Source organism: Streptomyces sp. NPDC028298, assembly GCF_055565895.1.
Genome location: NZ_JBVHTL010000001.1, coordinates 404426 through 429929 on the forward strand (window position 1 = coordinate 404426; position 25504 = coordinate 429929).

The 25504-nt window shown below is 72.4% G+C and carries 16 protein-coding genes; 10 read left to right on the plus strand and 6 right to left on the minus strand.

Features of this window, described 5'->3' with window-relative positions:
- The first annotated feature begins 98 nt into the window (after positions 1 to 98).
- From ACZ4TO_RS01955 to ACZ4TO_RS01970, 4 genes are all read left to right on the plus strand, one after another.
- Entirely contained in the window at positions 99 to 3470 is a 3372-nt protein-coding gene (locus ACZ4TO_RS01955) for an ATP-binding protein (protein WP_468023128.1), read from the plus strand.
- A 127-nt stretch (positions 3471 to 3597) separates the two neighbouring features.
- On the plus strand, positions 3598 to 4071 hold the full coding sequence (locus ACZ4TO_RS01960; RefSeq protein ID WP_468023129.1) for a hypothetical protein: 474 nt from the start codon (positions 3598 to 3600) through the stop codon (positions 4069 to 4071).
- A 408-nt stretch (positions 4072 to 4479) separates the two neighbouring features.
- Complete coding sequence (locus ACZ4TO_RS01965; protein ID WP_468023130.1) at positions 4480 to 7533, plus strand: zinc ribbon domain-containing protein; 3054 nt, start codon at positions 4480 to 4482, stop codon at positions 7531 to 7533.
- 277 nt (positions 7534 to 7810) lie between these two features.
- Positions 7811 to 8293, plus strand: a complete 483-nt coding sequence (locus ACZ4TO_RS01970; protein WP_382780308.1) for a potassium channel family protein — start codon at positions 7811 to 7813, stop codon at positions 8291 to 8293.
- 53 nt (positions 8294 to 8346) lie between these two features.
- On the opposite strand, the gene ACZ4TO_RS01975 is transcribed toward ACZ4TO_RS01970, so the two are convergent.
- On the minus strand, positions 8347 to 10734 hold the full coding sequence (locus ACZ4TO_RS01975) for an ATP-binding cassette domain-containing protein (protein ID WP_468023131.1): 2388 nt from the start codon (positions 10732 to 10734) through the stop codon (positions 8347 to 8349).
- 172 nt (positions 10735 to 10906) lie between these two features.
- On the opposite strand from ACZ4TO_RS01975, the gene nhaA reads away from it, so the two are divergent.
- Positions 10907 to 12808 carry a Na+/H+ antiporter NhaA gene (gene nhaA / locus ACZ4TO_RS01980; protein ID WP_468023770.1) on the plus strand — a complete coding sequence of 634 codons (1902 nt, stop codon included), beginning with the start codon at positions 10907 to 10909 and terminating at the stop codon, positions 12806 to 12808.
- A gap of 15 nt (positions 12809 to 12823) precedes the next feature.
- Here the strand turns inward: nhaA and ACZ4TO_RS01985 are convergent, their stop codons facing one another.
- From ACZ4TO_RS01985 to ACZ4TO_RS02000, 4 genes are all read right to left on the minus strand, one after another.
- A complete protein-coding gene (locus ACZ4TO_RS01985; RefSeq protein ID WP_382780301.1) occupies positions 12824 to 13735 on the minus strand; it encodes a GlxA family transcriptional regulator in 912 nt (303 codons plus the stop codon).
- Positions 13736 to 13745: 10 nt separating this feature from the next.
- Positions 13746 to 14345, minus strand: a complete 600-nt coding sequence (locus ACZ4TO_RS01990; protein ID WP_382780298.1) for a cysteine hydrolase family protein — start codon at positions 14343 to 14345, stop codon at positions 13746 to 13748.
- A 437-nt stretch (positions 14346 to 14782) separates the two neighbouring features.
- Complete coding sequence (locus ACZ4TO_RS01995; protein WP_468023132.1) at positions 14783 to 15136, minus strand: ArsR/SmtB family transcription factor; 354 nt, start codon at positions 15134 to 15136, stop codon at positions 14783 to 14785.
- Positions 15133 to 15579 carry an SRPBCC domain-containing protein gene (locus ACZ4TO_RS02000; RefSeq protein ID WP_385048137.1) on the minus strand — a complete coding sequence of 149 codons (447 nt, stop codon included), beginning with the start codon at positions 15577 to 15579 and terminating at the stop codon, positions 15133 to 15135. The genes ACZ4TO_RS01995 and ACZ4TO_RS02000 overlap by 4 nt, the downstream gene beginning before the upstream one ends.
- Before the next feature lie 305 nt (positions 15580 to 15884).
- Here ACZ4TO_RS02000 and ACZ4TO_RS02005 point away from each other — a divergent pair, with 305 nt between their 5' ends.
- The 5 genes from ACZ4TO_RS02005 (at position 15885) to ACZ4TO_RS02025 (ending at position 22796) form a co-directional block, all read left to right on the plus strand.
- On the plus strand, positions 15885 to 16337 hold the full coding sequence (locus tag ACZ4TO_RS02005) for a phospholipase (RefSeq protein ID WP_382780289.1): 453 nt from the start codon (positions 15885 to 15887) through the stop codon (positions 16335 to 16337).
- Positions 16338 to 16788: 451 nt separating this feature from the next.
- The gene (locus ACZ4TO_RS02010; protein WP_382780286.1) at positions 16789 to 17292 is read left to right on the plus strand and encodes a three-helix bundle dimerization domain-containing protein; all 504 of its coding nucleotides are present in this window, start codon (positions 16789 to 16791) and stop codon (positions 17290 to 17292) included.
- Between the two features lie 41 nt (positions 17293 to 17333).
- Positions 17334 to 18299: a polyphosphate kinase 2 family protein gene (locus tag ACZ4TO_RS02015; RefSeq protein WP_382780284.1), complete on the plus strand. Its 966-nt coding sequence runs from the start codon at positions 17334 to 17336 to the stop codon at positions 18297 to 18299.
- A 1-nt stretch (position 18300) separates the two neighbouring features.
- Positions 18301 to 21024, plus strand: a complete 2724-nt coding sequence (locus tag ACZ4TO_RS02020) for a cation-translocating P-type ATPase (RefSeq protein ID WP_382780281.1) — start codon at positions 18301 to 18303, stop codon at positions 21022 to 21024.
- Between the two features lie 53 nt (positions 21025 to 21077).
- Positions 21078 to 22796: a SulP family inorganic anion transporter gene (locus ACZ4TO_RS02025; protein ID WP_468023133.1), complete on the plus strand. Its 1719-nt coding sequence runs from the start codon at positions 21078 to 21080 to the stop codon at positions 22794 to 22796.
- Positions 22797 to 22812: 16 nt separating this feature from the next.
- On the opposite strand, the gene ACZ4TO_RS02030 is transcribed toward ACZ4TO_RS02025, so the two are convergent.
- Complete coding sequence (locus ACZ4TO_RS02030) at positions 22813 to 25302, minus strand: SpoIIE family protein phosphatase (protein WP_468023134.1); 2490 nt, start codon at positions 25300 to 25302, stop codon at positions 22813 to 22815.
- Positions 25303 to 25504: the final 202 nt, after the last annotated feature.

Consider the following 25504-nt stretch of genomic DNA (forward strand, 5'->3'; position numbering starts at 1 on the left):
ACGACCGGACACCCGGGGGTGTCGGTGCCTCGCGGCCTCCCCGCGCCCTGCCTACGCTCTACGCAAGGGCGCGGCGCGGAACGACCGACGAGGACGCGATGGTGACGGGTTTCCCGTTCGTGGGACGCGAGGACGTGCTCGGTGAGCTGAGGGAGGCGCGGGAGCGTGCCGCCGCCGGCCGCGGGGGCCTCGTCACCCTGACGGGGGCTGCGGGAGCGGGCAAGACCCGCGTCGCGGAGGAGGCCGCCGCACGCGCGGAGGGCTTTCGCACGGTGTGGACGTGGTGCCCGCCGGACGCCGTGGCGCACGCGCTCAGGCCCTGGTCGCGGTTGCTGCGCGAACTCGTCGCCGACGACGTGCGCCGCGGCCGGCCGGTCACCGTGTCGCCCTCGCTGCGGGCGGTGCTCGCGGGGTCCGCGCCGGGCGGGCGGACGGAGGCGGACCCGAAGGCCGCCCGGCTGCGACTGGCCGGGGACGTCGCCGAGGTCCTGACGGCGGCGGCACGGCGGCGGCCCCTGCTGCTGGTCCTCGACGACGTCCACGCGGCCGACGCCTCCTCGCTGCGGCTCCTCCTGGAGACCGCGGACGCCGTGCGCGGTGCCCGGGTCCTGCTGCTGGCCACCGCCCGCGACGACGACACCGCCTGGCGGGACCGCGCCTGGGCGCGCGCCCAACTGCTGCGCCGGGGAGAGGCCTTGCCGGTGGGCCCGCTCCGGGAGGAGGACGTGGCCGCCCTGCTCGACGCCGCGACCGGCAGCACCCCCGGAGGGTCGGCCGTACGCGCTCTGGCCCGGTACACGGGCGGCGACGCCTTCTTCGTGACCGAGCTGCTCCGGTCGGGCGGCGGCCGACTCGAAGCGCCCGGTTCCGAGGCCCAGGAGACCGCCGTCTCCGTGCGGATCAGGGACGCCGTCCGGGCCCGTACGGCCGAACTGCCGCCCGGGGCGGCGCGGTTGCTGGATCTCGCCGCCCTGCTGGGAACACGGTTCCGGCTCGACGTGCTCGCCGAGGCCGCCGCACTCCCCCTCGACGAGGTCCGCGCGCTGCTCGGGGAGGCGGCGGGGGCCGGACTGCTCGCTGAGTCGGGCCCCGGCGAAGGCCGGTTCCGGCACGACCTTCTGCGCGAGGCCCTGTCCGGGAGACCGGCGCCCGCCGAGCGGGCCCGGCTGCACCGGGAGCTCGCGACCGTCCTGGCCGACCACGCCCGGCGCGGCCTCGGCACCGGTCCCGCCGAGGTCGCCCACCATCTCCTGCTCGCCGGCCCGGAACACGAGCACGAGGCCGCCGCGTACTGCCGTCGGGCCGGCGAACGCGCCGCCGCGCTCCTCGCCTTCGAGGAGGCGGCCCGCTGGTACGAGAAGGCCGTACGGGCCCCCGCGACCGGCCGCGGAACCGCCGAGGACGGCGGGCCGGTCGACCCTGAGCCCGACGACGCCGGGGAACGCGTCGAGGCGCTGCTCGGACTCGGGGCGGCGCGGCTCGGGTCCGGGGACCGGACGGCGGCCCGGTCCACGCTGCTGGACGCCGCCTCTTCCGCCCGCCGGGCGGACCGGCCCGATCTGCTGGCGCGCGCCGCGCTCGGCCTCGGCGCGGGTCCCGTCGGCTTCGAGGTCGACGTGGCCGATCGTGAACAGGCCGAGCTGCTCGGCGAGGCGCGCAGCGCTCTCGCGGGCGATCCGGCGCACACCGCGCTGCGCGCCGCCGTCACCGCGCGGCTGTCCCTCGCGGCGGCCTTCCTCGAACCCGAGGAACACCGGGTCGCTCTCGCGGAGGAGGCGGTGGCCACGGCCCGTGCGGCCGACGCCCCGGCGACCCTCGGACCGGCGCTCGCGGCGCTGTGCGACGCCCGCTCCGGCCCCGACCACTGCCGCGAACGCCTCGACCGTTCCCGGGAGATCGTCGCCGTGGCCCGGGCCCGGCACGACCTCCCGCTCGAACTCCTCGGCCGGCGGCTGCGGTTGGTCGCGCTGATGGAGACCGGCTCGTTCGCCGGGGCGGACTCCGAGGCGGCGGCGTACGAGGCCGCGGCACGGCCGCTGCGACAGCCGCTGTACGCGTGGTACGTGCCCCTGTGGCGCGGCACCCGGGCGCTGTTGGAGGGGCGTTACGACGACTGCTCCGCCGCGCTCGACGAGGCGGAGGCGCTGGGCGGGGCGGCGGGCAGCCCCAACGCGGTGCTCCTCGCGCAGACGCAGCGCTGGTGCCTGCACGCGGACACCGGTGACCTCGACGGTCTGCGGCGGCTGCGCGACCGGGCGCCGTTGGATCGGATGCCGGGCGTGTGGCCGCGCGTCACCCTGGCCCTGATCGCCGCGCAGCTCGGCCACCGGGAGGAGGCCTCGCGGCGTCTGGCCGGGGTGATGCCCTCGCTTATGCGGGCGCCCCGGGACAGCGAGTGGCTGCCGATGATGGCGCAGGCCGCGGAGACCGTCGGGATGGTGGGCGCCCATCCCGCCGCGTCCCCGCTCTACGGCGCGCTGGCACCGTACGCGGGCCTGTTCGCCGTGGAGGGCATCGGCGCCGCGGTCCGGGGCCCGGTCGACCGCCATCTGGCGCTCCTGTCCCGCTCCCTGGGCGACGACGGGACGGCCCGCCGGCACCGCGACCGTGCCGTACGGGCCGCCGAGGAGGCCGGCGCGATCGCACTCGCCGAACGCATCGCGGCGGAGACCCGCCCGGAGGAGACCGGCACCGCGGGTCCGGGGCCCGAGCACGCGACCGGCCCCGCCGGTTCCCACCCCGCAGGTTCTGGACCCGGGCATACGGCTCACCCCGCCGGTTCCGGATCCGAGCACACGACCCGCCCGTCCGGTTCCGAACCGGTGGAGGCCGCGTTCCCTGCCGGTTCCGGACCCGGCGAGGCCTCGCTCCCCGCCGGTTACGGCCCCCGGGAGCCTGCCCTCCCCGCGGCGCTGTTCCGCCGCGAGGGGCCGTTGTGGCGTCTGGTGTACGCCGGACGGGAGGCCCGGCTCCCGGACAGCAAGGGCCTGCACGACATCGCGGTACTCCTGGGCCGGCCCGGCACCCCGGTCCCGGCGGTGGATCTGGCGGCACCCGGCGGCAGCGCCGCCACGGGCGATCCGAGCTCCGCGGACCTGCACGCTCCCGGCGATCTGGGCGAGGTCGTGGACGCCACCGCGCGCGCCGCGTACCGGCGACGACTGCGAGAGCTGGAGGAGGAGGCCGCGGACGCCGACGCGGCCGGGGACGCGGTGCGGTCGGGCCGGATCGCGGCGGAGAAGGACGCGCTCGTGGGCCAGTTGTCCGCCGCGTACGGCATCGGCGGCCGGGTCCGCCGCGCCGGTTCCCCCGCGGAACGCGCCCGCACGGCGGTCACGGCTCGCGTCCGCGCGGCCGTTCGCCGTGTCGCGGCGGTCCACCCGGAGCTCGGACGCCATCTGGAGACCGCCGTACGCACGGGCACCCTGTGCGTCTACGAGCCCGAGACCCCGCCCGCCTGGCGCCTGTGACCCCGGGCCGCGCCCCTGTCGGACTCCGGTGAGCCGCCGTGTCACATCGTGCCGTCGGACCTCACGCCTGAGGGGTGAAGGCGCCGTACGGAACGGGGTACGGCCGCGGAACGAAGGGCAGGACGTCATGTCGAGCACGGCCGAAGCAGAGATGGAGCCGATCACGGTCGGGCCGGTGACCGGGGGCCGGAACGCCCTCGACGCCCGCCGGGCCGAGGAACTCGCGGATCTCTTCGTGGAGTTCCTGCGGACGAACAGCGCCCCCGAGGGACTGTTCACGGACGACGTGTTCCTGGACCTGAGTCTGCCCCAGTGGCGGCTCCAGACCGTCGGCCGCGACGAGGTCGTGGCCCTGCGGCGCCGCAGCCATCCCGCCCTCGGCAGCGTCCCGCGCCACCGTGTCGATGTCACCGGGACCGGGATGGTCATCGAGTTCGAGGAGCGCTGGGAGGACGCCGACGGCGTCTGGTACTGCCGTGAACTGGTCCGCGCCGAGGCGCGCGACGGCTCGCTGAGCGAGGTGTCCGTCTACTGCACCGGCGACTGGTCCCCCGAGATCCAGACCGCCCACCACCGCGAGGTGACGCTCATCCGGCCGTGAGGGCCGGAGCCGGGAAGCGGGGCGGCCGACCGAAGGTGCCTCAGGCGACTCATGCGGTCTACAACCAGTCGCCCCGAATCCCTTGATCACCACGTCGCGGCCTGATATTCATGATCACATCTTCCTCACGCGATCTTCACATGCGGACGACTAGAGAGAGCCCTTGACGACCTGCCTTTCCCGCGCGACCCGGTTAGCTCCGGCCGCGGCCGCTCCAGGTCCCTCCACTCCCTCCGCGTAACGGGAAACCCCTGCCGGTCCCGTCCGGAAGACCCCTGCCGGACACGACGGGAGAAGGCCCGCCCCATCACCGACGGGCTCCCGTCCGCCTCCGCCTCCCCACCGGGAGGCCGGGTCCGGCTTTTCATCACCTTCACATCTCTTCACCTGCTTTGAACAAGGGAACGCATGCCTGCCTTCTGCCCGCACTGCGGCGGTGCTGTGACCGACGAGGCCCGTTACTGCGCTTCGTGCGGTCGGCCCACGGCCGCTCCGGCGCCCGCTCCGTCGCCCGCGCTGCCGCCGCCTCCCGCGTCGCCGCCCGCTGTTCCGGGCACCGCTCAGACACCGTCCGCCGCCGTCACGGCGCTGACCCGCCTGGTGACCGGCGACTGGATCGCTCCCGCCCGCATCGCCGCCCTGCCGACGGCTCTCCTGCTGCTCGTGTCCCTGGCCCTGGCGGCGACCGCCGCCGCGGACGACGCCCCCTTCGGCGGCGCCTTCCTGACGGCGCTCGCCGTCGTCCTGTCGGCCCTCGGCGCCCACCCGGGACTCGAGCTGACGGAGCGGGACTCGGCCTCGCTCGCGTCCCTCGACCTCTCCTTCATGCCTCTCGGACTGACGCTGCTGTGGGCGGCCGCGCTGTGGTTCGGTGCCCGCCTGCATCTCCGCGGCGCGGCCGCCGCCGGCCGCCGACTCGGCACCGCGGAGACCGTGTTCCTGGGCGTGCGCAGCGTGCTGTCGGCCGTGCTCGGGTCCGTACTGCTGGCCTGGACGGCCGGTACCTCCGTCGCGCTCGGGTCGTCGGACGCCTCTGACTCGTCCGCCGCCTACGTGGCTCGTCTCCTCGGCCTGTCGGACGTCACGCTGTCCGTGACCTGCTCCCCGTTGCGCGCGGCCTGGTGGACCTTGCTGCTGGCGTCGCTGGTGCTCTTCCCCACGCTGGGCCGCACAGCGATGTCGGCCTGGGCCGCCCACCGGCCCGCACTGGGCGACTGGCTCCGCGCGGCCCGCCGGGCGGGCGTGGCGCTGGCCGTGCCCCTCGCGCTGGCCGGCCTCGGCGCCGTGGTCTTCGTCGTGTCCCAGGCGGGGATGTCCGCGCTGATACCGGCGCTGCTGCTCGCTCCCAACCTGGGTGCGACCGTCCTGAGCCTGGCCTGCGGAGCGTCGGTCGAGTTCACCGACACGCTCACGTTCGACTCCTCGTCCTGGAGCGAAGGCGGCGACGGCTCGGACTCGTCGACGGCTGTCTCCCTGTTCGAGCTGCACGACCTCAGCGGCTGGCTCTGGGCGTCCGTGCTGCTGGGCGTGGTGGCCGCGGTGCTGCTGGGCGCCGGCGTCCTGCGCGAGTCGGCCCGCCCGGCCGCCGCCGTGCGCGCCGTGGTGTGCTTCGTCGCGGGCTTCCTGCTGACGGCCGTCATGGCGGGCGTCGGGCTCGAACTGTCCTCGGACATCGACGATTCGTCGTACCTGGCCATGATGCTCAGCAGGTCGCTGGACATCTCCCCGACGGACGGCAGCGCGCTCACGGTCGGGCCGTCCGTCCCCGGCGTGCTGTTCGCGGCGACGGTGTGGGCCGCCCTCGGCGCGTTCGCGGTACCGGCGGTGGCCCGTCGGCTCGGCGTCACCCGTGTCGAGGACCTGCCCGGAGCCGCCGCCCTCGTCGGGCGCCTGCGCCCCACCGGTCGGTCCGGGCACATGGCGGCCGCCCTGCACACCGTCCCCGTGCCCGCCTCTCCCGTCTCGTCCCCCGTCCTTGTCGCCGCCGCCCCGGCGGGGCCCGTCGCCTCGCCGGTGTCGCCGCAGGCCCCGGACGTCTCCCCCGTCGGCGTGGCACCGCGGGCGGCCGACGAGCCGACTCCCGCAACGGACGGGGGTGTCGCCGGAATCCCCACGGCCGCGGAGTCCGAACCCGTCGAAGCCGCGGACGACCGGCGTTCGGAGACGACCGCGGACGCGGCCGCCCCCAGCCGACCGGAACCGACGGCCGACCCGACTGAAGCTCCCGAGCCGGCCGCTGAGGCCGCGGGCACTGAGCAGGAATCGGTCGAGCCGCTGGAACCCAGTGCCGAGCCGGCCGAAACACCGGCGGAGCCGACGGACGAGCCCGCCGCCGAAGCCGAGGGCCAACTCGCCATCGAACCCGAGGCCGTGCCCACCGTCGAGCCCACCGAGTCGGCCGCAACACCGGGGGAACCGACGGACGAACCCGCCGTCGATTCCGCGGCCGAGTCCGAGGCCGAGCCCGCAGGTGAACCCGAGGACCAGCCCGCCGCCAAGGCGGCCGTGCCGACGCCCACCGCGGTCGGTGTCCCGGTCGACGCGCCTCCGGCTGCTCCCCCGGCGCCCCCGGCGCTCACCCCCGCAAGTCTCTCCAAGGCGCCCGCACGGCCCCAGGCCGTGCCCGCCGGAGCGGGACCGCACGCGGCCGTCTTCGCCGGACTGCCGACCGGCAGCATGGCGTACCCCGGATCCGCGCATCAGGTCGTCCACACCCAGGAGCAGCCCCGGCCGGTACGGCGGCGGATCGGCTGGGGTGTCATCACGGCGACCCTCGTGGCGAGCGCGGTGCTCGCCGGCGGCGCCTCGGCGGCGGCGATCTGGCTGACCTCCGACCGGTCGGCGCCCTCCTCGCACACGGCTCGCGCCACCGACGACGCCGCGCCGCCTGCGGCCGGCGCGCCGTCTCCGTCGTCGGCACCGGCCTCGGTCGCGCCGACCGGCCCGTCCGACGCCGGTGGGTCCCCCTCCGCCTCGGATCAGGCGGAGGCGGACATCGCCACGCAGGTGCAGTCCCTCCTGGAGGAGAACGCGCCGCAGCGCGGACGGGTGGCCAAGGCCCTCACCGCGGGCGGTAGCTGCTCGCACGGCAAGAAGCCCGTCGAGGACGCGCATGACGAGCTGCTGGACGTGGCCCTGAAGCGCGACGACCTCGCCCGGCGGGTCGACCTGCTCACGCCCCGGGCGGACGGCGACCTCGCCGAGGCACTGGGCGACCTGTCGCGGGCCTGGACGGCATCGGCGAAGGCGGACCGGGGCTACGCCTCGTGGGTGTCGCAAACCGCCGACTGGCTCGACGAGTTCGGCGTCACGGCGTGCGGGCACAGCGAGACGCGCATCACCGACGACCTGCCCAGGACCCACGACGACGAGGCGACCGAGGCCAAGCGGGACTTCGTCGACCTGTGGAATCCCATCGCGCTGCGGTACGGGCTGCCGCAGGTCGAGGCAAGGGACATCTAGCGGATCGCGCGCCGTTCACGCCGCGCCGCGGCGCCCGTACCCCTCGGGCGACGCGGCGCGGTCGGCGTTCCCGAGGAGGGCACCGCCATCCCGGTGACCGCGTGGTGTGTCTGCGGCGTGGGGGCACCCGTACGGGCAAGGGTGGGTCCACGAGCCGGCGCGGTCGCACGGTCACGGCAGAAGGCGGCGGGGCACAGCGGTGGGCAGCGGTGGGTGGAGGCGGCATCGGGACGCGATCCGCTCCGGGCTGCGCTCCCTTCTCACTTCGGCCATTCTCGTGGCCGCCTACTACCTGCTCCCGCTCGACAGGGTCTTCAACCTGGCCACGATCCTCGTACTCGTCGGCGGCATCGTGGCGGTGGCACTGCTCCTGGCCTGGCAGATCCGCGAGATCACGCTGGCCCCGCGGCCCGAACTGCGGGCCATGGAGGCGCTGGCGACCACCGCCCCGCTGTACATCCTCCTGTTCGCGACGACGTACTACCTGATGGGGCGCAGCTCGACGGGCACCTTCAGCGAGACCCTCTCGCGGACCGACTCCCTGTACTTCACCGTGACGGTCTTCAGCACGGTCGGCTTCGGGGACATCACCCCGCACACCGAGGCGGCTCGCGTGCTGGTCACGGGGCAGATGGCGGTGAACGTCCTGCTCATCGGTGTGGCCGCCCGGCTCCTGGTGTCTGCGGTGCAGCGGGGCAGACTCCAGCAGAACGCGCCGGAGCCGGGCGCGGGCGGCACCGGGCCTCCGTACGACGGGTGATCCGTCGCGAGGAGGCCCGGAATCGGAGCCCGATGCCCCGGCCTCGGCTTCGCTCAGGCGCCGACGTACGCCGCCAGATGTTCGCCGGTGAGGGTGGAACGGGCGGCGACGAGGTCGGCCGGGGTGCCCTCGAAGACGAGCCGGCCGCCGTCGTGGCCGGCCCCGGGGCCGAGGTCGATGATCCAGTCGGCGTGGGCCATGACGGCCTGGTGGTGCTCGACGACGATGACCGACTTCCCCGAGTCGACGAGCCGGTCGAGGAGCCCGAGCAACTGCTCCACGTCGGCGAGGTGCAGGCCGGTGGTGGGCTCGTCGAGGACGTACACACCGCCCTTGTCGGCCATGTGCGTGGCGAGCTTGAGCCGCTGCCGCTCGCCGCCGGAGAGCGTGGTGAGCGGCTGGCCGAGGGTGAGATAGCCCAGTCCGACGTCGGCGAGCCGCGCGAGGACGCGCTGCGCGGCCGGCGTCTGGGCCTCGCCCGAGCCGAAGAACTCCACGGCCTCGTCCACCGACATCGCCAGGACCTCGCTGATGTCACGGCCGCCGAGGTGGTACTCCAGGACCGAGGCGTCGAACCGCTTGCCCTCGCAGTCCTCGCAGGTGGTGGCGACTCCGGCCATCATGGCGAGGTCCGTGTAGATGACGCCGGCGCCGTTGCAGGTGGGGCAGGCGCCCTCGGAGTTGGCGCTGAACAGCGCCGGCTTGACGTCGTTGGCCTTCGCGAAGGCCTTGCGGATCGGGTCGAGCAGACCGGTGTACGTCGCCGGGTTGCTGCGCCGCGAACCGCGGATCGGAGCCTGGTCGACCGACACCACGCCCTCGTCGCCGGGGATGGACCCGTGCACCAGCGAGCTCTTCCCGGAGCCGGCGACCCCGGTGACGACGACGAGCACCCCGAGCGGGATGTCGACGTCCACGTCCCGCAGGTTGTTCGCCGACGCGCCGCGGATCTCCAGTGCCCCGGTGGGTTCGCGCGGTGTCTCCTTGACCTTGGCCCGGTCGTCGAAGTGGCGGCCGGTGACGGTGCCGCCCTTGCGCAGTTCCTCGACCGTGCCCTCGAAGCAGACGGAGCCGCCGCCCGTACCGGCGCCGGGGCCGAGGTCGACGACGTGGTCGGCGATCACGATGGTCTCCGGCTTGTGCTCCACGACGAGCACGGTGTTGCCCTTGTCCCGCAGGCGCAGCAGGAGGTCGTTCATCCGCTGGATGTCATGGGGGTGCAGACCGGCGGTGGGCTCGTCGAAGACGTAGGTGACGTCGGTGAGCGAGGAGCCGAGGTGGCGGATCATCTTCACGCGCTGCGCCTCGCCTCCGGACAGGGTGCCCGCCGGGCGGTTCAGGGCGAGGTAGCCGAGGCCGATCTCGACGAACGAGTCGAGGGTCTGGCGGAGCGCGGCGAGCAGCGGCGCCACCGAGGGCTCGTCGAGGCCGCGGACCCATTCGGCCAGGTCGCTGATCTGCATCGCGCAGGCGTCCGCGATGCTGATCCGCTTGATCTTCGACGCACGGGCGCCCTCGCTGAGCCGGGTGCCCTCGCACTCGGGGCAGACCGTGAAGGCGACGGCCCGGTCCACGAACGCCCGGATGTGCGGCTGCATCGCCTCCTTGTCCTTGGAGAGCATCGACTTCTGGATCCGCGGGACGAGCCCTTCGTACGTCATGTTGATGCCCGCGATCTTCATGCGGGTGGGCTCGTGATGGAGGAAGTCGTGCAGTTCCCTCTTCGTGTACTTGCGGATCGGCTTGTCCGGGTCGACGAAGCCCGACTCCTTGTAGAGCCGCATGTTCCAGCCGTCCGAGCCGTAGCCGGGGATCGTGATCGCACCCTCGTTGAGCGACTTGGAGTCGTCGTAGAGCTGGGTGAGGTCGATGTCGGAGACGGTGCCCCGGCCCTCGCAGCGCACGCACATGCCGCCGGTGCGGTTGAAGGTCGCCTTCACGGCCTTCTTGGCGCCGCGCTCCACGGTGATGGCACCGCTCGCGCTGACCGAGGGGACGTTGAACGCGTACGCGCTGGGCGGGCCGATGTGGGGCTTGCCGAGCCGGCTGAAGAGGATGCGCAGCATCGCGTTGGCGTCGGTGGCGGTACCGACCGTGGACCGGGGGTCGGCGCCCATCCGCTGCTGGTCGACGATGATCGCGGTGGTCAGGCCTTCGAGGACGTCGACCTCGGGCCGGGCGAGCGTGGGCATGAAACCCTGCACGAAGCTGCTGTAGGTCTCGTTGATCAGCCGCTGCGACTCGGCGGCGATCGTGTTGAACACCAGCGAGCTCTTGCCCGAGCCGGACACGCCGGTGAACACCGTCAGCCGGCGCTTGGGGATCTCGATGCTGACGTCCTTGAGGTTGTTCTCGCGCGCGCCCAGCACGCGGATCAGATCGTGGCTGTCGGCACCATGCGGCGCGGACGGCTCCGGGTCCGTCCTCGTGGCCTTGCTCATCGTGTCTCCATCTGTCGGGCGGGCAGCCTTCGCGGTCCCCGCCGTCATCGCCTGACTCGATCCAACCAGCTTCGCGCGGGAGGACAATGTTCATGCGCCACGCTAGGGGAGGCGCGGCCGTCGGCGCTTCTCGAATCCTGACCGGGTCCGGAGCGAGAATCGGAGGATGACCATGCCGTCCGACGCATCGCCCCTGTCCGGCCAGACCCAGTGCGATCTGCGCGCCCGCAGCCCGTTGCGCGCGTTCCTGCGCACGGAGACCGGCAGCGCCGCCGTCCTGCTCGCCGCCGCCCTGCTGGCTCTGGCCTGGGCCAACATCGGTCCCGGCTCGTACGAGACGGTGTGGGGCACCGAGCTGTCGATCCGCGTCGGGTCGGCCGGGGTGTCGCTGGACCTGCGCGAGTGGGTGAACAGCGGGCTGATGACGCTGTTCTTCTTCGTCGTCGGCCTGGAGGCGCGGCGGGAGTTCGACCTGGGCGAACTGCGCGAGCGGCGCCGGGTCACGCTGCCGCTGCTGGCGGGCCTCAGCGGCATGGTCGTCCCCGTCGTCGTGTATCTGGTCATCACCTCGGGCCACGGCTCCGCGGCGCACGGCTGGGGTGCCGCCATGTCGACGGACACCGCCTTCGCCCTGGGCATGCTCGCCGTCTTCGGCCACCGTCTGCCCAACAGCCTTCGTGTCTTCATGCTCACCATCGCCGTGGTGGACGACTTCCTGGCCCTTGCGGTCGTCGTCTTCGCCTACAGCGACACGATCGAGCCGCCCGCGCTGATCACGGCGCTCGCCCTGTTCGCGGTCGTCCTGCTGCTGCGGCGGACCATCGGCGCACGGATTCCTTCGCTGTACGGCGTCCTCGGCGTGGCGATCTGGGTGGCGCTGCTGAAGTCGGGCGTCGACCCCGTGGTGACGGGGCTCGCGATGGGCATGCTGACCTACGCGTACACGGCCGAACGCAGCGATCTGGAGCACGCGAGCAAGCTGTTCCGGCGCTTTCGCGAACAGCCGACGCCGGAGCTGGAGCGCACGGTGCGCCGCGGCCTCGCCTCGACGCTCTCGCCGAACGAGCGGCTCCAGCAGATGTTCCATCCCTGGACCAGTTACGTGATCGTGCCGCTGTTCGCCCTGGCCAACGCCGGCATCACCCTGAGCGGCGGTCAGCTCGCCGACGCCTTCACCTCACCGGTCACCCTCGGCATCCTCTTCGGCTATCTGCTCGGCAAGCCGGTAGGAGTCATCGGCGGCACCTGGCTGGCCACGCGCCTGGGCCGGGGACGTCTGCACCCGCCCGTCGGCTGGGGCGCGATCACCGCGGGCGGCACGCTGGCGGGCGTCGGCTTCACCGTGGCGCTGCTGATCGCGTCGCTGGCCTTCGACGGCGCCCGGCTGGAGCAGGCGAAGATCGGCATCCTGGCCGCGGTCGCCTGCTCCTTCCTCCTCACCTGGATCGTCACCCTGGTGATCGGTGCCCTCGACGGGCGCTCCCGCGCGCGGGCCCTGCTCGGCACCGGCCAGACGATCGTCGATCTGAGCGACCCCGTCGACGTGGAGCGCGACCACGTGCGCGGGCGGCTCGACGCGCCGGTGACGCTCGTCGAGTACGGCGATTTCGAGTGTCCGTACTGCGGTCTGGCCGAATCGGTGGTGCGTGAACTGCTCGCCGACTTCGGGGACGTCCGCTACGTGTGGCGCCATCTGCCGCTCACCGATGTGCACCCCAACGCCCAGCTCGCCGCGCAGGCCGCCGAGGCCGCGGCACGCCAGGACCGCTACTGGGAGATGCACGACCTGCTCATGGGACACCAGGGCGAACTGGGGCCGAAGGACCTGTTCCGGTACGCCGCCCGGCTCGGCCTCGACAGCGGCCGCTTCCGCGAGGACCTGCGGGGCGGCGCGAGCGCGGCCCGGGTGGCCATGGACGTCGAATCGGCGGACCTCAGCGGTGTCTCGGGCACGCCGACGTTCTTCGTCAACGGCCGCCGTCACTACGGCGCGTACGACATCGCCTCCCTGACGGCGGCCGTCCGTGCCGCGCGGCAGCGGTCGACGCTCACGGGCGCGGGGCAGGAGCCCTGACCGCTCGCCGCGGGCTCAGGTGGCGCGGGCCCGCAGGCGGCGGAGCATCCGGGCGTCCTCGAAGCCCACGGCACGGGCGGCGGCGTCGACGGTGACGCCGTGGCTGATCAGGTGCTCGGCGCGCTCCAGCCGCAGGGCCTGCTGATAGCGCAGCGGGGTGAGGCCCTGGGTGGCCCGGGTGAAGAGCCGGGTGAGGGTGCGCTCGCTGACGCCCACGGCGGCGGCGAGTTCCGGCAGGGGCACCGGCCGGTCGAAGCGGGCGTCGAGCAGGTCCTGGGCGCGGTGCACGGTGTCGTCGAGGTGGGACCGGTGCCGGAGCATCGCGCTGGCCTGGGGTTCATGGCCGTTGCGCCGTGCGTAGACCACCATGTCCCGGGCGACCTGGGCGCCCACCGCCGGGCCGTGCCGGCCGGCGATCAGGTGCAGCGCGAGGTCGATCCCGCTGGCGATACCGGCCGACGTGACGACCCGGTCGTCCTGCGTGTAGAGGACGTCTCGGACCACGGCCGCCCGGGGGTAGCGGCGGGCGAGTTCGTCCTGGACGTCGTGGTGGGTGGTGCACCGTCGTCCGTCGAGCAGTCCGGCCCGGCCGAGCGCGTCGGCTCCGGCGCAGACACTGGCGACGGTCCCGCCCCGGGCGTGGTGGTCCCGTAGGGCCCGCAGCGCCGCCTCTCCGATGGACGGGGCGTCGGCGAGGGTGAGCGCGCGCCAGCCGGGCACGACGATCAGGTCCTCGGGGCCGAGCTCGGGCCACTCGGTGCCGGCCGTCAGCGGCAGCCCCTGGGCGGTGACGACCTGCGGCCGCTCGGCGACGTAGCCGAGGGTGTAGGGGTGCCCGAAGTCGGCGGCCGTGGAGAAGACCTGCGCGGGGCCGGCCAGGTCCAGCAGATGCACTCCGGGCACCAGGAAGAAGACGATGTGGCTCACGATCCGGTCATCATGCCCGAGACGCGGCGGCGGTCTCCAGTTCATCGACGGTGGCGATGGTGGCGAAGCGCCCGGCGAGGGCGTACTCGGTACGCCGGATGACCTCTTCGGCCCCGAGGGTGCGGGGGTCCGCGAGCAGTTCCGCCACACTCCGCCCGGCGGGGGCGTCCCGGTGCGGGACGGGGTTGGTGGCCGTGGCGTCGGTGACGAAGGTGACCTGGTAGCCGAGGTCGCTTGCCAGCCGGGTGGTGGTCTCCACGCACTGCTCGGTCCTGATACCGCAGACGGTGAGCTCGCGGACGCCGCGTTCCGTGAGGAGCTGTTGCAGGTTGGTGGTGGTGAAGGCGTTGTGCGAGGTCTTGTGGATCAGTGGCTCGCCGTCCTCGCGCCGCAGCTCGTCCATCAGCCGGACGTGGCCGAGGGCGGGGTCGAAGACGTCGCCGCTGCCGGGTTCCGAGTGCAGCACCCACACCACCGTGTCACCGGCTCGGCGGGCGAGGCGGACGAGCCGGTCCACCCGCTCGGTGATCTTCGGATCGGAGATGGTCTCCCACAGGGGGTGTGCGCGGAAGGATTCCTGGACGTCGATGACGATCAGTGCTCGGGTCATGTCCCCACTCTGACCGGGGCGTGTGTCCGGGGGACAGACCTCATCGGGTCCGGGTGCGGACCGATCCGGTCACGCCTATGGGGAGGGCGAGGGCGGACGCGGGACCGGACACATGGCGGGACGGGTGAAGGGAGACGTGGCGGGACGGGTGAAGGGAGGCATGACCGGACGGATGAGCCGGACACATGGACATGAGGCCACCCGACACATGAACCTGATGTGGCCCGACACATGAACAGGGCGTCGCCCGACCCATGAACGGGACATCGCTCGGCACATGAACCTGATGTCGCCCGGCACATGAACAGAACCTCGCCTGACCCATGTACGTGGGGCGGCCATGAACACCCGAGAACACGGCCCATGGACAGAGGACATGCGGCCGTTCCCCGCCGCCCGGAGTCGGGCGGCGGGGAACGGTCACCGCTTCGGAATGATCACCCGCGCGAAGCCCGCTCCGCGGCCTCGGCCACGCGCTTGACGTCCGCGAGGCGCCGGTCCCAGTCGGCGGCGAGCGCGGACATCCACCGGGCGGTGGCGTTCAGCGCGGCCGGCCGTACCGCGTAGCGCACTTCGCGCCCCACGCGGCTTCCGGTGACGAGCCCGGCCGCGTCCAGCACGGCGAGGTGCTTGACCACCGCCTGCCGCGAGACGGGCAGTTCCTCGGCCAGCTTCGTGGCCGTGACCTCGCCCCGGGCCGCCAGCAGATCGAGCAGGCGCCGCCTGGTCGGGTCGGCGAGCGCGGCGAGGACGCCGTCGACCTCCTCGTGCCCGCCCTGTTCCTCGGTCACACCGACGGCTGGGCGGCGCGCTTCTTGAACGCCTCCAGAACCTGGGGCCAGCCGTTGGTGTTGTCCTCGTGGGCCTTGTGCCGCAGTTCCGGAGAGCCGGACAGCGCGGCGAATCCGCTCTCGACGACCCGCAGCCGCGTGCTCGCGCCCTCCGGGACGAGGGTGAACTCGACCAGCGTGCTGTTGGCGTCGCTCAGCGGGGCCCCGGGGAACGCGCTGGTCCAGCGGTAGGCGACATAGGTGGGCGGCTCGACCTTCTCCACCCGTACCGGGAACTCGCCGTACCGGGCGTTCCTCACCACGGTCGACTCGCCCGCCCTGCCCTCGGTGGTGGGCAGGCTCTCCTCGTCGGCGACCCAGAACCCGGGCACGGCCACCAGCGACCAGACCCGCTCCAGGGGCGCTTCGATCAGGGTTTCGCGTTCGATCCGGTCCTCGGTCATGACGTACTCCTTCGAAGCCATCAATGATGCAACTCCAGGGTTGCACATCACTCCATCCATCGCAACCCTGCGGTTGCACGTCGCGGGGCGCCAATGGGATCCGACCGGGACACCCCCAACCCCAAGGAACACATCCAGCCATAGGCGGCCATGGTGGTCGCAGGCATGAAACATGTCCTCCCAACTCCACTGAGTTAATTGATTGTTGGGGTCCAAGCACTAGTCAAAGGAGGTCGCGATGCCGATCATTCCTGTCATGAACCTGCAACCCGATGGGCGGGTCGCAGCCTCATGGAGGTGTTGGGATGCACCGAAGACTGGCCACCGGCCTCGCCGCCTCGGCCATGGCCCTGGTGGCCGTCACGGCGACCGCTACAGCCGCTAGCGCCGCCCCTGCCGACAAGCCCCAAGTCCTGTCCAACTGGACCCAGACCAGCGCGTCGAGCTACAACTCGTGGGTCGCCGCACGCGCCAACCAGTCCGCCTGGTCGTCGTACGCGTTCGACTGGTCCACCGACTACTGCTCCTCGTCGCCGGACAACCCGTTCGGCTTCCCCTTCGCCACTTCATGTGCCCGCCACGACTTCGGCTATCGCAACTACAAGGCCGCCGGCACCTTCGATGCCAACAAGTCCCGGCTCGACAGCATGCTCTACGCGGACCTGGGCCGAGTCTGCGCCAACTACAGCGGCGCGACGAAGGTCTCCTGCGACAGCACCGCGTGGACCTACTACCAGGCGGTCAAGGCCTTCGGCTGAGGCTCGCCCCTTGCGTGACCAACACCGCGCGACGTGCGCGTGGTTGATGACATGTGTCCGCCGCACCTCGCTGTGGCGCACAGCAGACTCCCGGCCTCCCGAGTGTTGATGACGGATCGCCGTTTCCCCGGTCCGTCAGGGTGATCGACGCCCGCCCGGTCGCCGGAGCACACCCCGCCACCCGCCCCGCCGTCCCCCGGCATGCCCTCCCCCGTCCCGTCCACCGGACACACTCGGGGCGGCACGGCCGTGGGCGCGGGTCGGGTGGCACGGCTCGTCGCACCGGTCGGCCCGGTCCGTGAGGCGGTTTCGAGCGGGCGGACCCAGAATGAGGGGGACGGCCTCGTAACCCGGCCGTCGAGCCGTCTCGGGGCAGCCGGATCGTGACCGTTGGCCTTGCGGTCTCCGCCCCTTGTGGCTCGGGACTTGCGAGCGCGCGGGTGGTCGAACTATGAAGACGGACGAGCCGGAAGCCACGGCCGACGGGAGCGGCGCACCCGAGGGAGCGAGCCGCTCTCCCGACCCGCCCGCGGACCCCCTCGCGACGGCGGACCCCGCGGCTCCCGAGGACGTCCGCCAGGACGAGGCGGCCGCCCTCCGTCACCTGACCGCGCGCATGAAGGCCGCCTACCCCTCCGTCGCCCCGTCCGTGGTGGACCAGGTGATCGCGGCGGCCCGGGGTTCCTTCCAGCAGGCGAAGGTCAGGACGTACGTCCCCATTCTGGTCGAGCGCCGGGTCCGCGCCCGGCTCGCCGAGTCCGCAGGCGAAGGGACCGCCTCGGCGCCCGCGTCCGTGGGCGACCCGGGCGGTGGCGAGCCGCGGGCGGCGGGAACGGTGGAGCGGTCCGCCGGGAGTCCGCGCCGCTCCCCCCTGCTCGGCCGGTGGCTGCCCGCCAGGCTGCGTCCCGCGCCCGCGTCCGCGTCCGACCTGGGCGGTGTCGGTGAGGGCCGGTGACCGGGCTGCGTTCACCGTGACAGAAGAAGAGGCGGGTCGTCATGACGGATGCCAGGGCCGCGCGCGTCGCGAGGCTCATCGAGCCGCTGCGGGTCGAGCCGGGGTCACGGGTGAACCTGGCCGAGGACTTCGACCCCCGTTACAAGGGCGGTCTGAAGAAGAAGCAGGGGGTGGAGTTGCTGCGCACGGGCGTGTCGCTGCTCGCCGAGTACCAGGAACGGCTGGCGGCCCAGGACACGTACGGCGTCCTGCTGTGTCTCCAGGCGCTCGACGCGGGAGGCAAGGACGGCACGATCCGGCACGTCATGAGCGGGGTGAACCCCCAGGGCGTCAAGGTCAGCAGCTTCAAGCAGCCCTCCACGGAGGAGCTCGACCACGACTATCTGTGGCGGTACGCCGCGAGGCTGCCCGCCCGCGGTGACATCGCGATCTTCAACCGTTCGCACTACGAGGAGGTGCTGGTCGTCCGGGTCCATCCGGAGGTCCTCGACCGGCAGCGGCTGCCGGCGGACGTGCGCGGACCGGACATCTGGAAGCGCCGCTACCGTGCCGTCAACGACTGGGAGCGCTATCTGACCGACAACGGGTTCAAGGTCGTGAAGATCTTCCTGAACCTGTCCAAGGAAGAGCAGCGCACCCGGTTCATGAAGCGGCTCGACGTGCCCGAGCGGAACTGGAAGTTCTCCGCGGCCGACGTCCGGGAGCGCCGGTACTGGGACGCGTACCAGCACGCCTTCTCCGAGATGCTCTCGCACACGAGTACGCCGTGGGCGCCCTGGTACGTCGTCCCGGCGGATCGCAAGTGGTTCGCGCGGATCGCCACGGCGGCCGTACTGGTGCACACGCTCATGGACATCGACCCCGCCTTCCCGGTGGTCGGCAAGAAGGCGCGCAAGGAGCTCCGGGCCGCCCGGCGGGAACTGGAGGCCGACGCTCCCAAGGGCGCGCCGGCCGATCCGTACGCGGCCCGGCGTCGAGGGCGGACCGGATCCGGATCGGAGAGCTGAGATGGCGATGCAGTCGAACGGCCCGAAGGCTCCGGAGCGTGTTGCTCCGGAGCTCTGGTACGCGCGTGAGCCACAGGACGTCGCGTCGGCCTTCGACGTCGACCCCGCCTCCGGACTCACCGCGGCCCGGGTCGCGGAACTGCTGGCCGAGAACGGGCCGAACACGCTGCCCGAGGAGAAGCAGAAGCCGGCGTGGCGGCGGTTCGTCGACCAGTACCGCAGCTACATGCAGGTCGTCCTCCTGGTGGCCGCGATCGTCTCGCTGGCGATCGCCGAGTGGAGCACCGCGATCCTGCTCGTGCTGCTGACCCTGCTGAACGCGGTCGTGGGCCTGCGGCAGGAGGGGAAGGCCGAGAGTGCGATGAACGCGCTCCAGTCCATGCTCACGGCGACGGCCCGGGTGAGGCGGGACGGGAGCGAGTCGGAGATCCCGGCGGAGCAGGTGGTCGTCGGCGATGTCCTGCACATCTCCGCCGGGGACCAGGTGCCGGCGGACGGTCGGATCATCGAGGCCCACGCGCTGCAGATCGACGAGTCGGCGCTCACCGGTGAGAGCGTCCCCGCGTCGAAGGACGCCACGACCCTGCCGAAGGTCCTGCTGGGGCCGGGCGATCAGTCGAACATGGCGTTCATGCACACCCCGGTCACCCACGGCAGCGGTCTCGTGATCGTGACCGGGACGGGTGAGGGCACCGAGCTGGGAAAGATCTCGGAGATGCTGTCGGCGACCGAGAGGGAGGAGGCGCCGCTCACCAAGGAGCTGGACACGCTGACGCTGTGGATCACGGCCGCCGCGGGCCTGACCATGATCGTGATGTTCGCGCTCGGTTACCGCCGCGACCAGGCGTGGGACGCCCTGTTCGTCAGCGCGGTCTCGCTGGCCATCGCCGCCATCCCCGAGGCCCTGCCCACGGTGACCCAGGCGATCCTGTCCGTCGGCAGCCTCAGTCTGGCGAAGCGCAACGCGATCGTGAAGGAGCTGCCGTCCGTCGAGACCCTGGCGTTCACGTCGGCGATCAACTCGGACAAGACCGGCACCCTGACCATGAACCAGATGACGGCGGTGGAGGTGGTGACACCCACCGACCGCTACACCGTCTCGGGCACGGGCTACGGACTCGAAGGGCGGATCCACCACGCCGCGGGGACCTCCGCCGGCATCGAGGAGGCGATCCTGCCGTACCTCGTGGCGAACGACGGCAAGCTGGTGGACGGCGAGGTCGTGGGCGATCCCACCGAGGGCGCCTTCCTGGTGCTGGCCCACAAGGCCGGGCTGGACATCGAGGCCACCCGGGAACGGCTGCCCCGGCTCGCCACCCTGCCCTTCGACCCCGGCTACAAGCTGATGGCCACCTTCAACTCCGCTGTCGACCCGTCCGGGCGCCCGGTGGTGCGCTGCTTCGTCAAGGGCGCGGCCCCGGCGGTGCAGGCCCGCGCGACGAGCGCGCTGTCGGGTGGGGCGACCGTCCCGTGGGACGCGGAGCTCAGCCGGCGCGCCGACGAACAGGGCGAGCGCATGGGCGGGGAGGGGCGCCGGGTGATGGCGGCGGCCACCCGGGATCTCGACCCGGCCGACTTCGATCCGGACGGGGACCTGCTGGGTTACGTCACCGGGCTGCGCATGACGAGTCTGGTCGGGATGGTCGACCCGCCCCGTGAGGAGTCCAAGGCCGCCGTGGCCAGCGCCCAGGCGGCTCACATCCGGGTCCGCATGGTGACCGGGGACGACGTCACCACGGGTGCCGCCATCGCCCGGCAGCTCGGCATTCCCGGCGAGGCCGTCCTCGGCGCCGACTTCGCCGCGCTGCCCGAGAGCGAGCGGCTGGCCCGTATCGACGGCATCGGTGTGGTGGGACGCGTCGCACCCGAGCACAAGGTGATGCTCGCGGACACGCTCAAGAAGAAGGGTGCCGTCGTCGCGATGACCGGCGACGGTGTCAACGACGCCCCCGCCATCAAGGCCGCCGACATCGGCATCGCCATGGGCAGCGGCACGGACGTGGCGAAGAACGCGGCGCGGATGATCCTGTCCGACGACAACTTCACGACGATCGTCTACGCGGTGGAACAGGGCCGCAAGCTCTACGACAACCTCACCAAGTACATCCGCTTCGTGCTCCTGTTGCTCGTCACGTTCGTCCTGACCTTCCTCGGGGCGACCATCTTCAACATCGCGGCCGGGGAGCCCTTCACCCCGCCGCAGGTGCTGTGGATCCACTTCGTGGTCAACGCCTCGTTCGGCTTCGCGCTCGGCTTCGACAAGGAGAGCGCGGGGCTCATGCGGCGCAGACCGCGTCCTCGGGGCGAGTCGGTGCTGACCCGGCCGGTGATGGTGACCGTCGGTCTCAGCGGTCTGGCGATCACGCTGATCCTGCTCGGGCTGATCAAGCTGGGCGAATCCCGGTACGACAGTGTCGAGATCGGCAGTTCCATCGCGTTCACGGCGTTCGCGCTCTGTCTGATCGTGGCCGCGTTCGAATGCCGCAGCGAGACGGAATCGATCCTGACCCCGAGCACCTTCGACAGCAAGCAGATGAACTGGACGGCGCTCGCGCAGTTCGTCCTCGCGGTCGCGGTGACACAGATGGACGGGTTCCGCCGCATCCTGGGCACCACCGAGATCGACCTGCGGCAGTTCGGCTGGGCGCTGCTGTCCGCCGTGGCCCTCCTCGTCGTGTGGGAGGTGGGTAAGCTCCTGGCCCGAAGGGCGCGGCGCGCCGACTGAACCACGCGGGCCCTTGTCCATGAAACCGCCGGCGCGATCCGAAGGACTGGCCCGTGTCGAAGCACCACGGCACCCCGAGCGGAGGGTGGCGCCCCCCTGTTCCGGTGCTGCCCGGTCTCCCGGTGCTCCGGCACTACCGGCGGAGCTGGCTGCGCGGAGACCTGCTGGCCGGAGTGACGGTGGCGGCCTATCTGGTGCCGCAGGTGATGGCGTACGCCAGTGTCGCGGGGCTGCCGCCCGTCGTGGGTCTGTGGGCGATCCTGCCCGCCATCGTGATGTACGCGCTGCTGGGTTCGTCCCGGCTTCTGTCGGTGGGGCCCGAGTCGACGACGGCGCTGATGACCGCCACGGTCGTGGGGCCGCTCGCCGGCGGCGATCCGGAGCGCTACGCGGTGCTGGCCTCGGCGCTCGCCGTCGCCGTGGGGCTGATGTGTGTGGTGGCCTGGGCGGCGCGGCTGGGCTTCGTGGCCGACCTGCTCTCCCGACCCGTACTGATCGGGTATCTGGCGGGCGTGGCGCTGATCATGATGGTGGATCAGCTCACGAAGCTCACCGGTGTGCCGACGGACGGTTCGGGGTTCTTCCCTAAACTGGCCTCCTTCTTCGGCAACCTCGACGAGATCCATCCCGCCACGGTGGTCTTCAGCGCCGCGACGCTCGTCGTCCTGTATCTGGCCACGCGTCTCCGCTGGCGTGTCCCCGGGCCGCTGCTGGTCCTGGTCGCGGGCACCGCGGTGTCCGCGGCCTTCGACCTCCAGGACCACGGTCTCGCGGTGATCGGGAAGATCCCCGCCGGGCTGCCCCACCCGGCCTTCCCTCCTCTCGACACGCTGCCCCAGCTCCTGCTGCCCGCGGTCGGCGTCCTGCTCGTCGGGTACACCGACTTCATCCTCACGGCTCGCGCCTTCACGACCGAGGACGGCGGTACGGCGATGGACGCGAACCAGGAGCTGCTGGCCCTGGGCGCCGCGAACCTCGGCGCGGGCACCCTCCAGGGGTTCCCGGTGAGCAGCAGCGCCAGCCGTACGGCCCTCGCGCAGTCCGGGGGCGCGCACACCCAGGCGTACGGGCTCACGGCCGGGGTGTCCGTGCTGGCCGTCCTGCTGTTCCTGAGTCCCCTGCTCACCGACACCCCCAAGGCCGTCCTCGGCGCGCTGGTCGTCTACGCCGCGATCCGGATGATCGACCTGGCCGGCTTCCGGCGGCTGGCGTCCTTCCGGCTCCGGGAACTCCTGCTGGCCCTCGGCTGTCTCGTGGGCGTCCTCGCCCTCGACATCCTCTACGGGGTGCTGGTGGCCGTGGGTCTGTCGGTCGTGGAACTGCTGAGCAGGGTGGCGCGCCCGCACGACGCGGTCCAGGGTCTCGTGCCGGGACTCGCGGGCATGCACGACGTCGACGACTACCCCGACGCGCGGGTGATCCCCGGTCTGCTGGTCTACCGCTACGACTCCCCGCTCTTCTTCGCCAACGCGGAGGACTTCCGGCGCAGCGCCCTCGACGCGGTGGCCGAACAGGAGCTGCCGGTCAGGTGGTTCGTCCTGAACGCGGAGGCCAATGTCGAGGTGGACATCACGGCCCTGGACTCGCTGGACGAGCTGCGCCGGGAACTCGGGGGGCGGGGCATCGAGTTCGCGATGGCCCGGGTCAAGCAGGATCTGCGCGACGACCTGGACGCGTACGGGCTGAGCGCCTCCGTCGGCGAGGACCGGATCTTCCCCACCCTGCCCACGGCGGTGGCCGCCTACCGTGCCTGGTCCGGCGACCTGGACTGAGGTGGGTCCGTGATCCTCAGGGAATCTCCTGCTCGGCCCAGATGATCTTTCCCTCCGCCGTGTACCGGGCCCCCCAGCGATGGGAGAGCTGGGCCACCAGGAACAGCCCCCGGCCTCCCTCGTCCGTGCTGCGGGCGTGCCGGAGCCGGGGGGCGGTGCTGCTGGCGTCGGACACCTCGCAGGTCAGGCGGGTGTCGCAAAGCAGCCGCAGCCGGATGGGCGGTACGGCGTAGCGGATCGCGTTGGTGACGAGCTCGCTCACGACGAGCTCGGTGGTCATGGTCAGTTCCCCGAGCCCCCATCCCTCGATCACGCGGGTGGCGCGGGCCCGCATCTCGGAGACGGCGGCCGGGTCCACCGGCACCTCCCAGGAGACGACGTGGTCGTCCCCCAGGGTGTGGGTGCGGGCCAGGAGCAGGGCGATGTCGTCGGGCTGCGGTACGGGCACGAGCTGCCGTACGGCGTCCGCGCACAGCGCGTCCAGGTCGGGGTCGGGCCGGGCGAGCAGTTCTCCGAGCTGCTGCATGCCGAGCTCCATGTCGTAGTGCGCTCCCGCCACGAGGCCGTCGGTGAAGAGGCCGATCAGGCTGTTCTCCGCCAGTTCGGCCTCCTGGCTCTCGAAGGCCATCCCGCCGAGGCCGAGCGGCGGCCCGGCGGGCAGGTCGGGGTAGGAGACGCGCCCGTCGGGGGCGACGAACACGGGCGGCGGATGTCCGGCCCTGGCCATCGTGCAGCGCCTGGTGACGGGATCGTAGACGGCGTAGAGGCAGGTGGCGCCGAGGAAGGAGGCGGTGGTGCTGCGGGCGGCCTCGGCATCCGTGCTGCTGCGGTCGGCCCGCTGTTCCTGGGTGCGCTCCTCGCTGAGGCGCAGCACGAGGTCGTCGAGGTGGGCCAGCAGTTCGTCGGGGGGCAGTTCCATGTCGGCGAGGGTCTGCACGGCGGTGCGCAGCCGGCCCATGGTGGCGGCCGCGGTGATGCCGTGGCCGACCACGTCACCGACGACGAGGCCGACCCGGCCTCCGGACAGCGGGATGACGTCGAACCAGTCGCCGCCGACCCCACCGCTCGGGTCCGCCGGCAGGTAGCTGGAGGCCACCTCCAGGGCCGTCCCGCCGGACAGGGCGTGCGGCAGCAGACTGCGCTGGAGGGTGACCGCGGCCGTGTGTTCCCGGGTGTAGCGGCGGGCGTTGTCGACGCACAGCGCCGCGCGCGCCACCACCTCGCGTGCCAGCAGGACGTCGTCGGGCTGGAACGAGACGGGGTTGAGCGAGCGCAGGAACGTGGTGAGTCCGAGGGCGGTGTTGCGCGCCCGCATCGGCACGGAGATGAGGGAGTGCAGTCCGTACCGGCGGATGCTGGCCGCCCGCTCGGGCTCCTCGGCGATCCACAGGTCGTCGTCCGGGTCGAGGACCTGCATGAGGACCGGCTCCCCGTTGGTGAGCAGGTTGACGTCGTGGGGCGGCGGCAGGAAGTCCGCCCGGTCGCCGATCCGGGCCACGGCCTCCGGGCATCCCTCGCGCACCGAGGCCATGCCGGCGCGCCGCATCATCGGCTTGGCGGGTGCGGGTCCGGCGTCGGACAGCCAGGCCCCGTGTCCCTCGGTGCTGAGGACGGATTCGAGGAGATCGACGATGACGAAGTCCGCGAAGCGCGGAACGGCGAAGTCGGCGATCTCCTGGGCCGTGCGCATGACGTCGAGGGTCCCGCCGATGGTGGTCCCGGCTTCGTTGACCAGCGACAGGATCTGCCGGGCGTTCCACCGGTCGGTGACGTCCAGGACCATGTAGCAGACGCCGGTGTAGGAGTTGTCGACGCCGAGCAGCGGGAAGAACGAGGTGGAATAGGCGTGCCGGCGGTGCGGGTCGGCCCAGCTCCATCCCAGGTACTCGTAGTCGACCATCGGCTCGCCGGTCGCCAGGACCTTGCGCATCAGTCCCTCGATGGTCTCCGCCTGGAGCCCCGGCAGCAGTTCGGTCAGCCGGCGTCCGAGCCGCTGCTCGCGGGGGACGCCGCCCAGGTGCTCCAGGGTGTCGTTCATCCATACGTAGCGCAGTTGCAGATCGAGCACCGCCATGCCGACCGGGGAGTGCGTCAGGAACCCGTCGAGGAAGGCCGGGCCGACCGTCCACGGCTGCATGCGGTCCCGTGCCGAGATCAGGAAGCACTCGTCTGCGCCCATGCGGAACGACGCGGAGACCCGCAGGTCCACGTCGACGCGCCGGCCGTCGCGGTGCAGCAGCGGGATGTGTCCGCTCCAGCCCATTCCGCCGCGGCAGCGCTCCGCGACCGCGGCCACCCGTGAGGGGTCGCGCAGGGCGAGCAGACGAGCGGCCGAGGAGCCGACCAGCTCGGCCGCCCGATGGCCGAGGAGCGCTTCGGCCCCCCTGGTCCAGCCCACCACCACTCCGTCGCCGGACACCACGGCCGCCGCGTCGGTGGACGCGTCGAGAAAACCGCCCGGCCCTTCGGACACGGGCGCGTCGGAACCTTCCCGCGCAGAATCCATGAAGCTCTCATTCTCTACACGACCATGTTCCTGCTTGTCCGCCCGATGTGCAGGACCGGCGGGCGATCAGCGCGGAACGGCACCGCGGAGCACCTCGACCTCCGGTCCTGGACATGCCAAAACAGGCCCTGGAGTGGGCAAGGCCCGGGGCAGGGCGCAGCATGGAAGGGCCGAGGTCGGGTACTCAGGTGCCCGCGGCGGC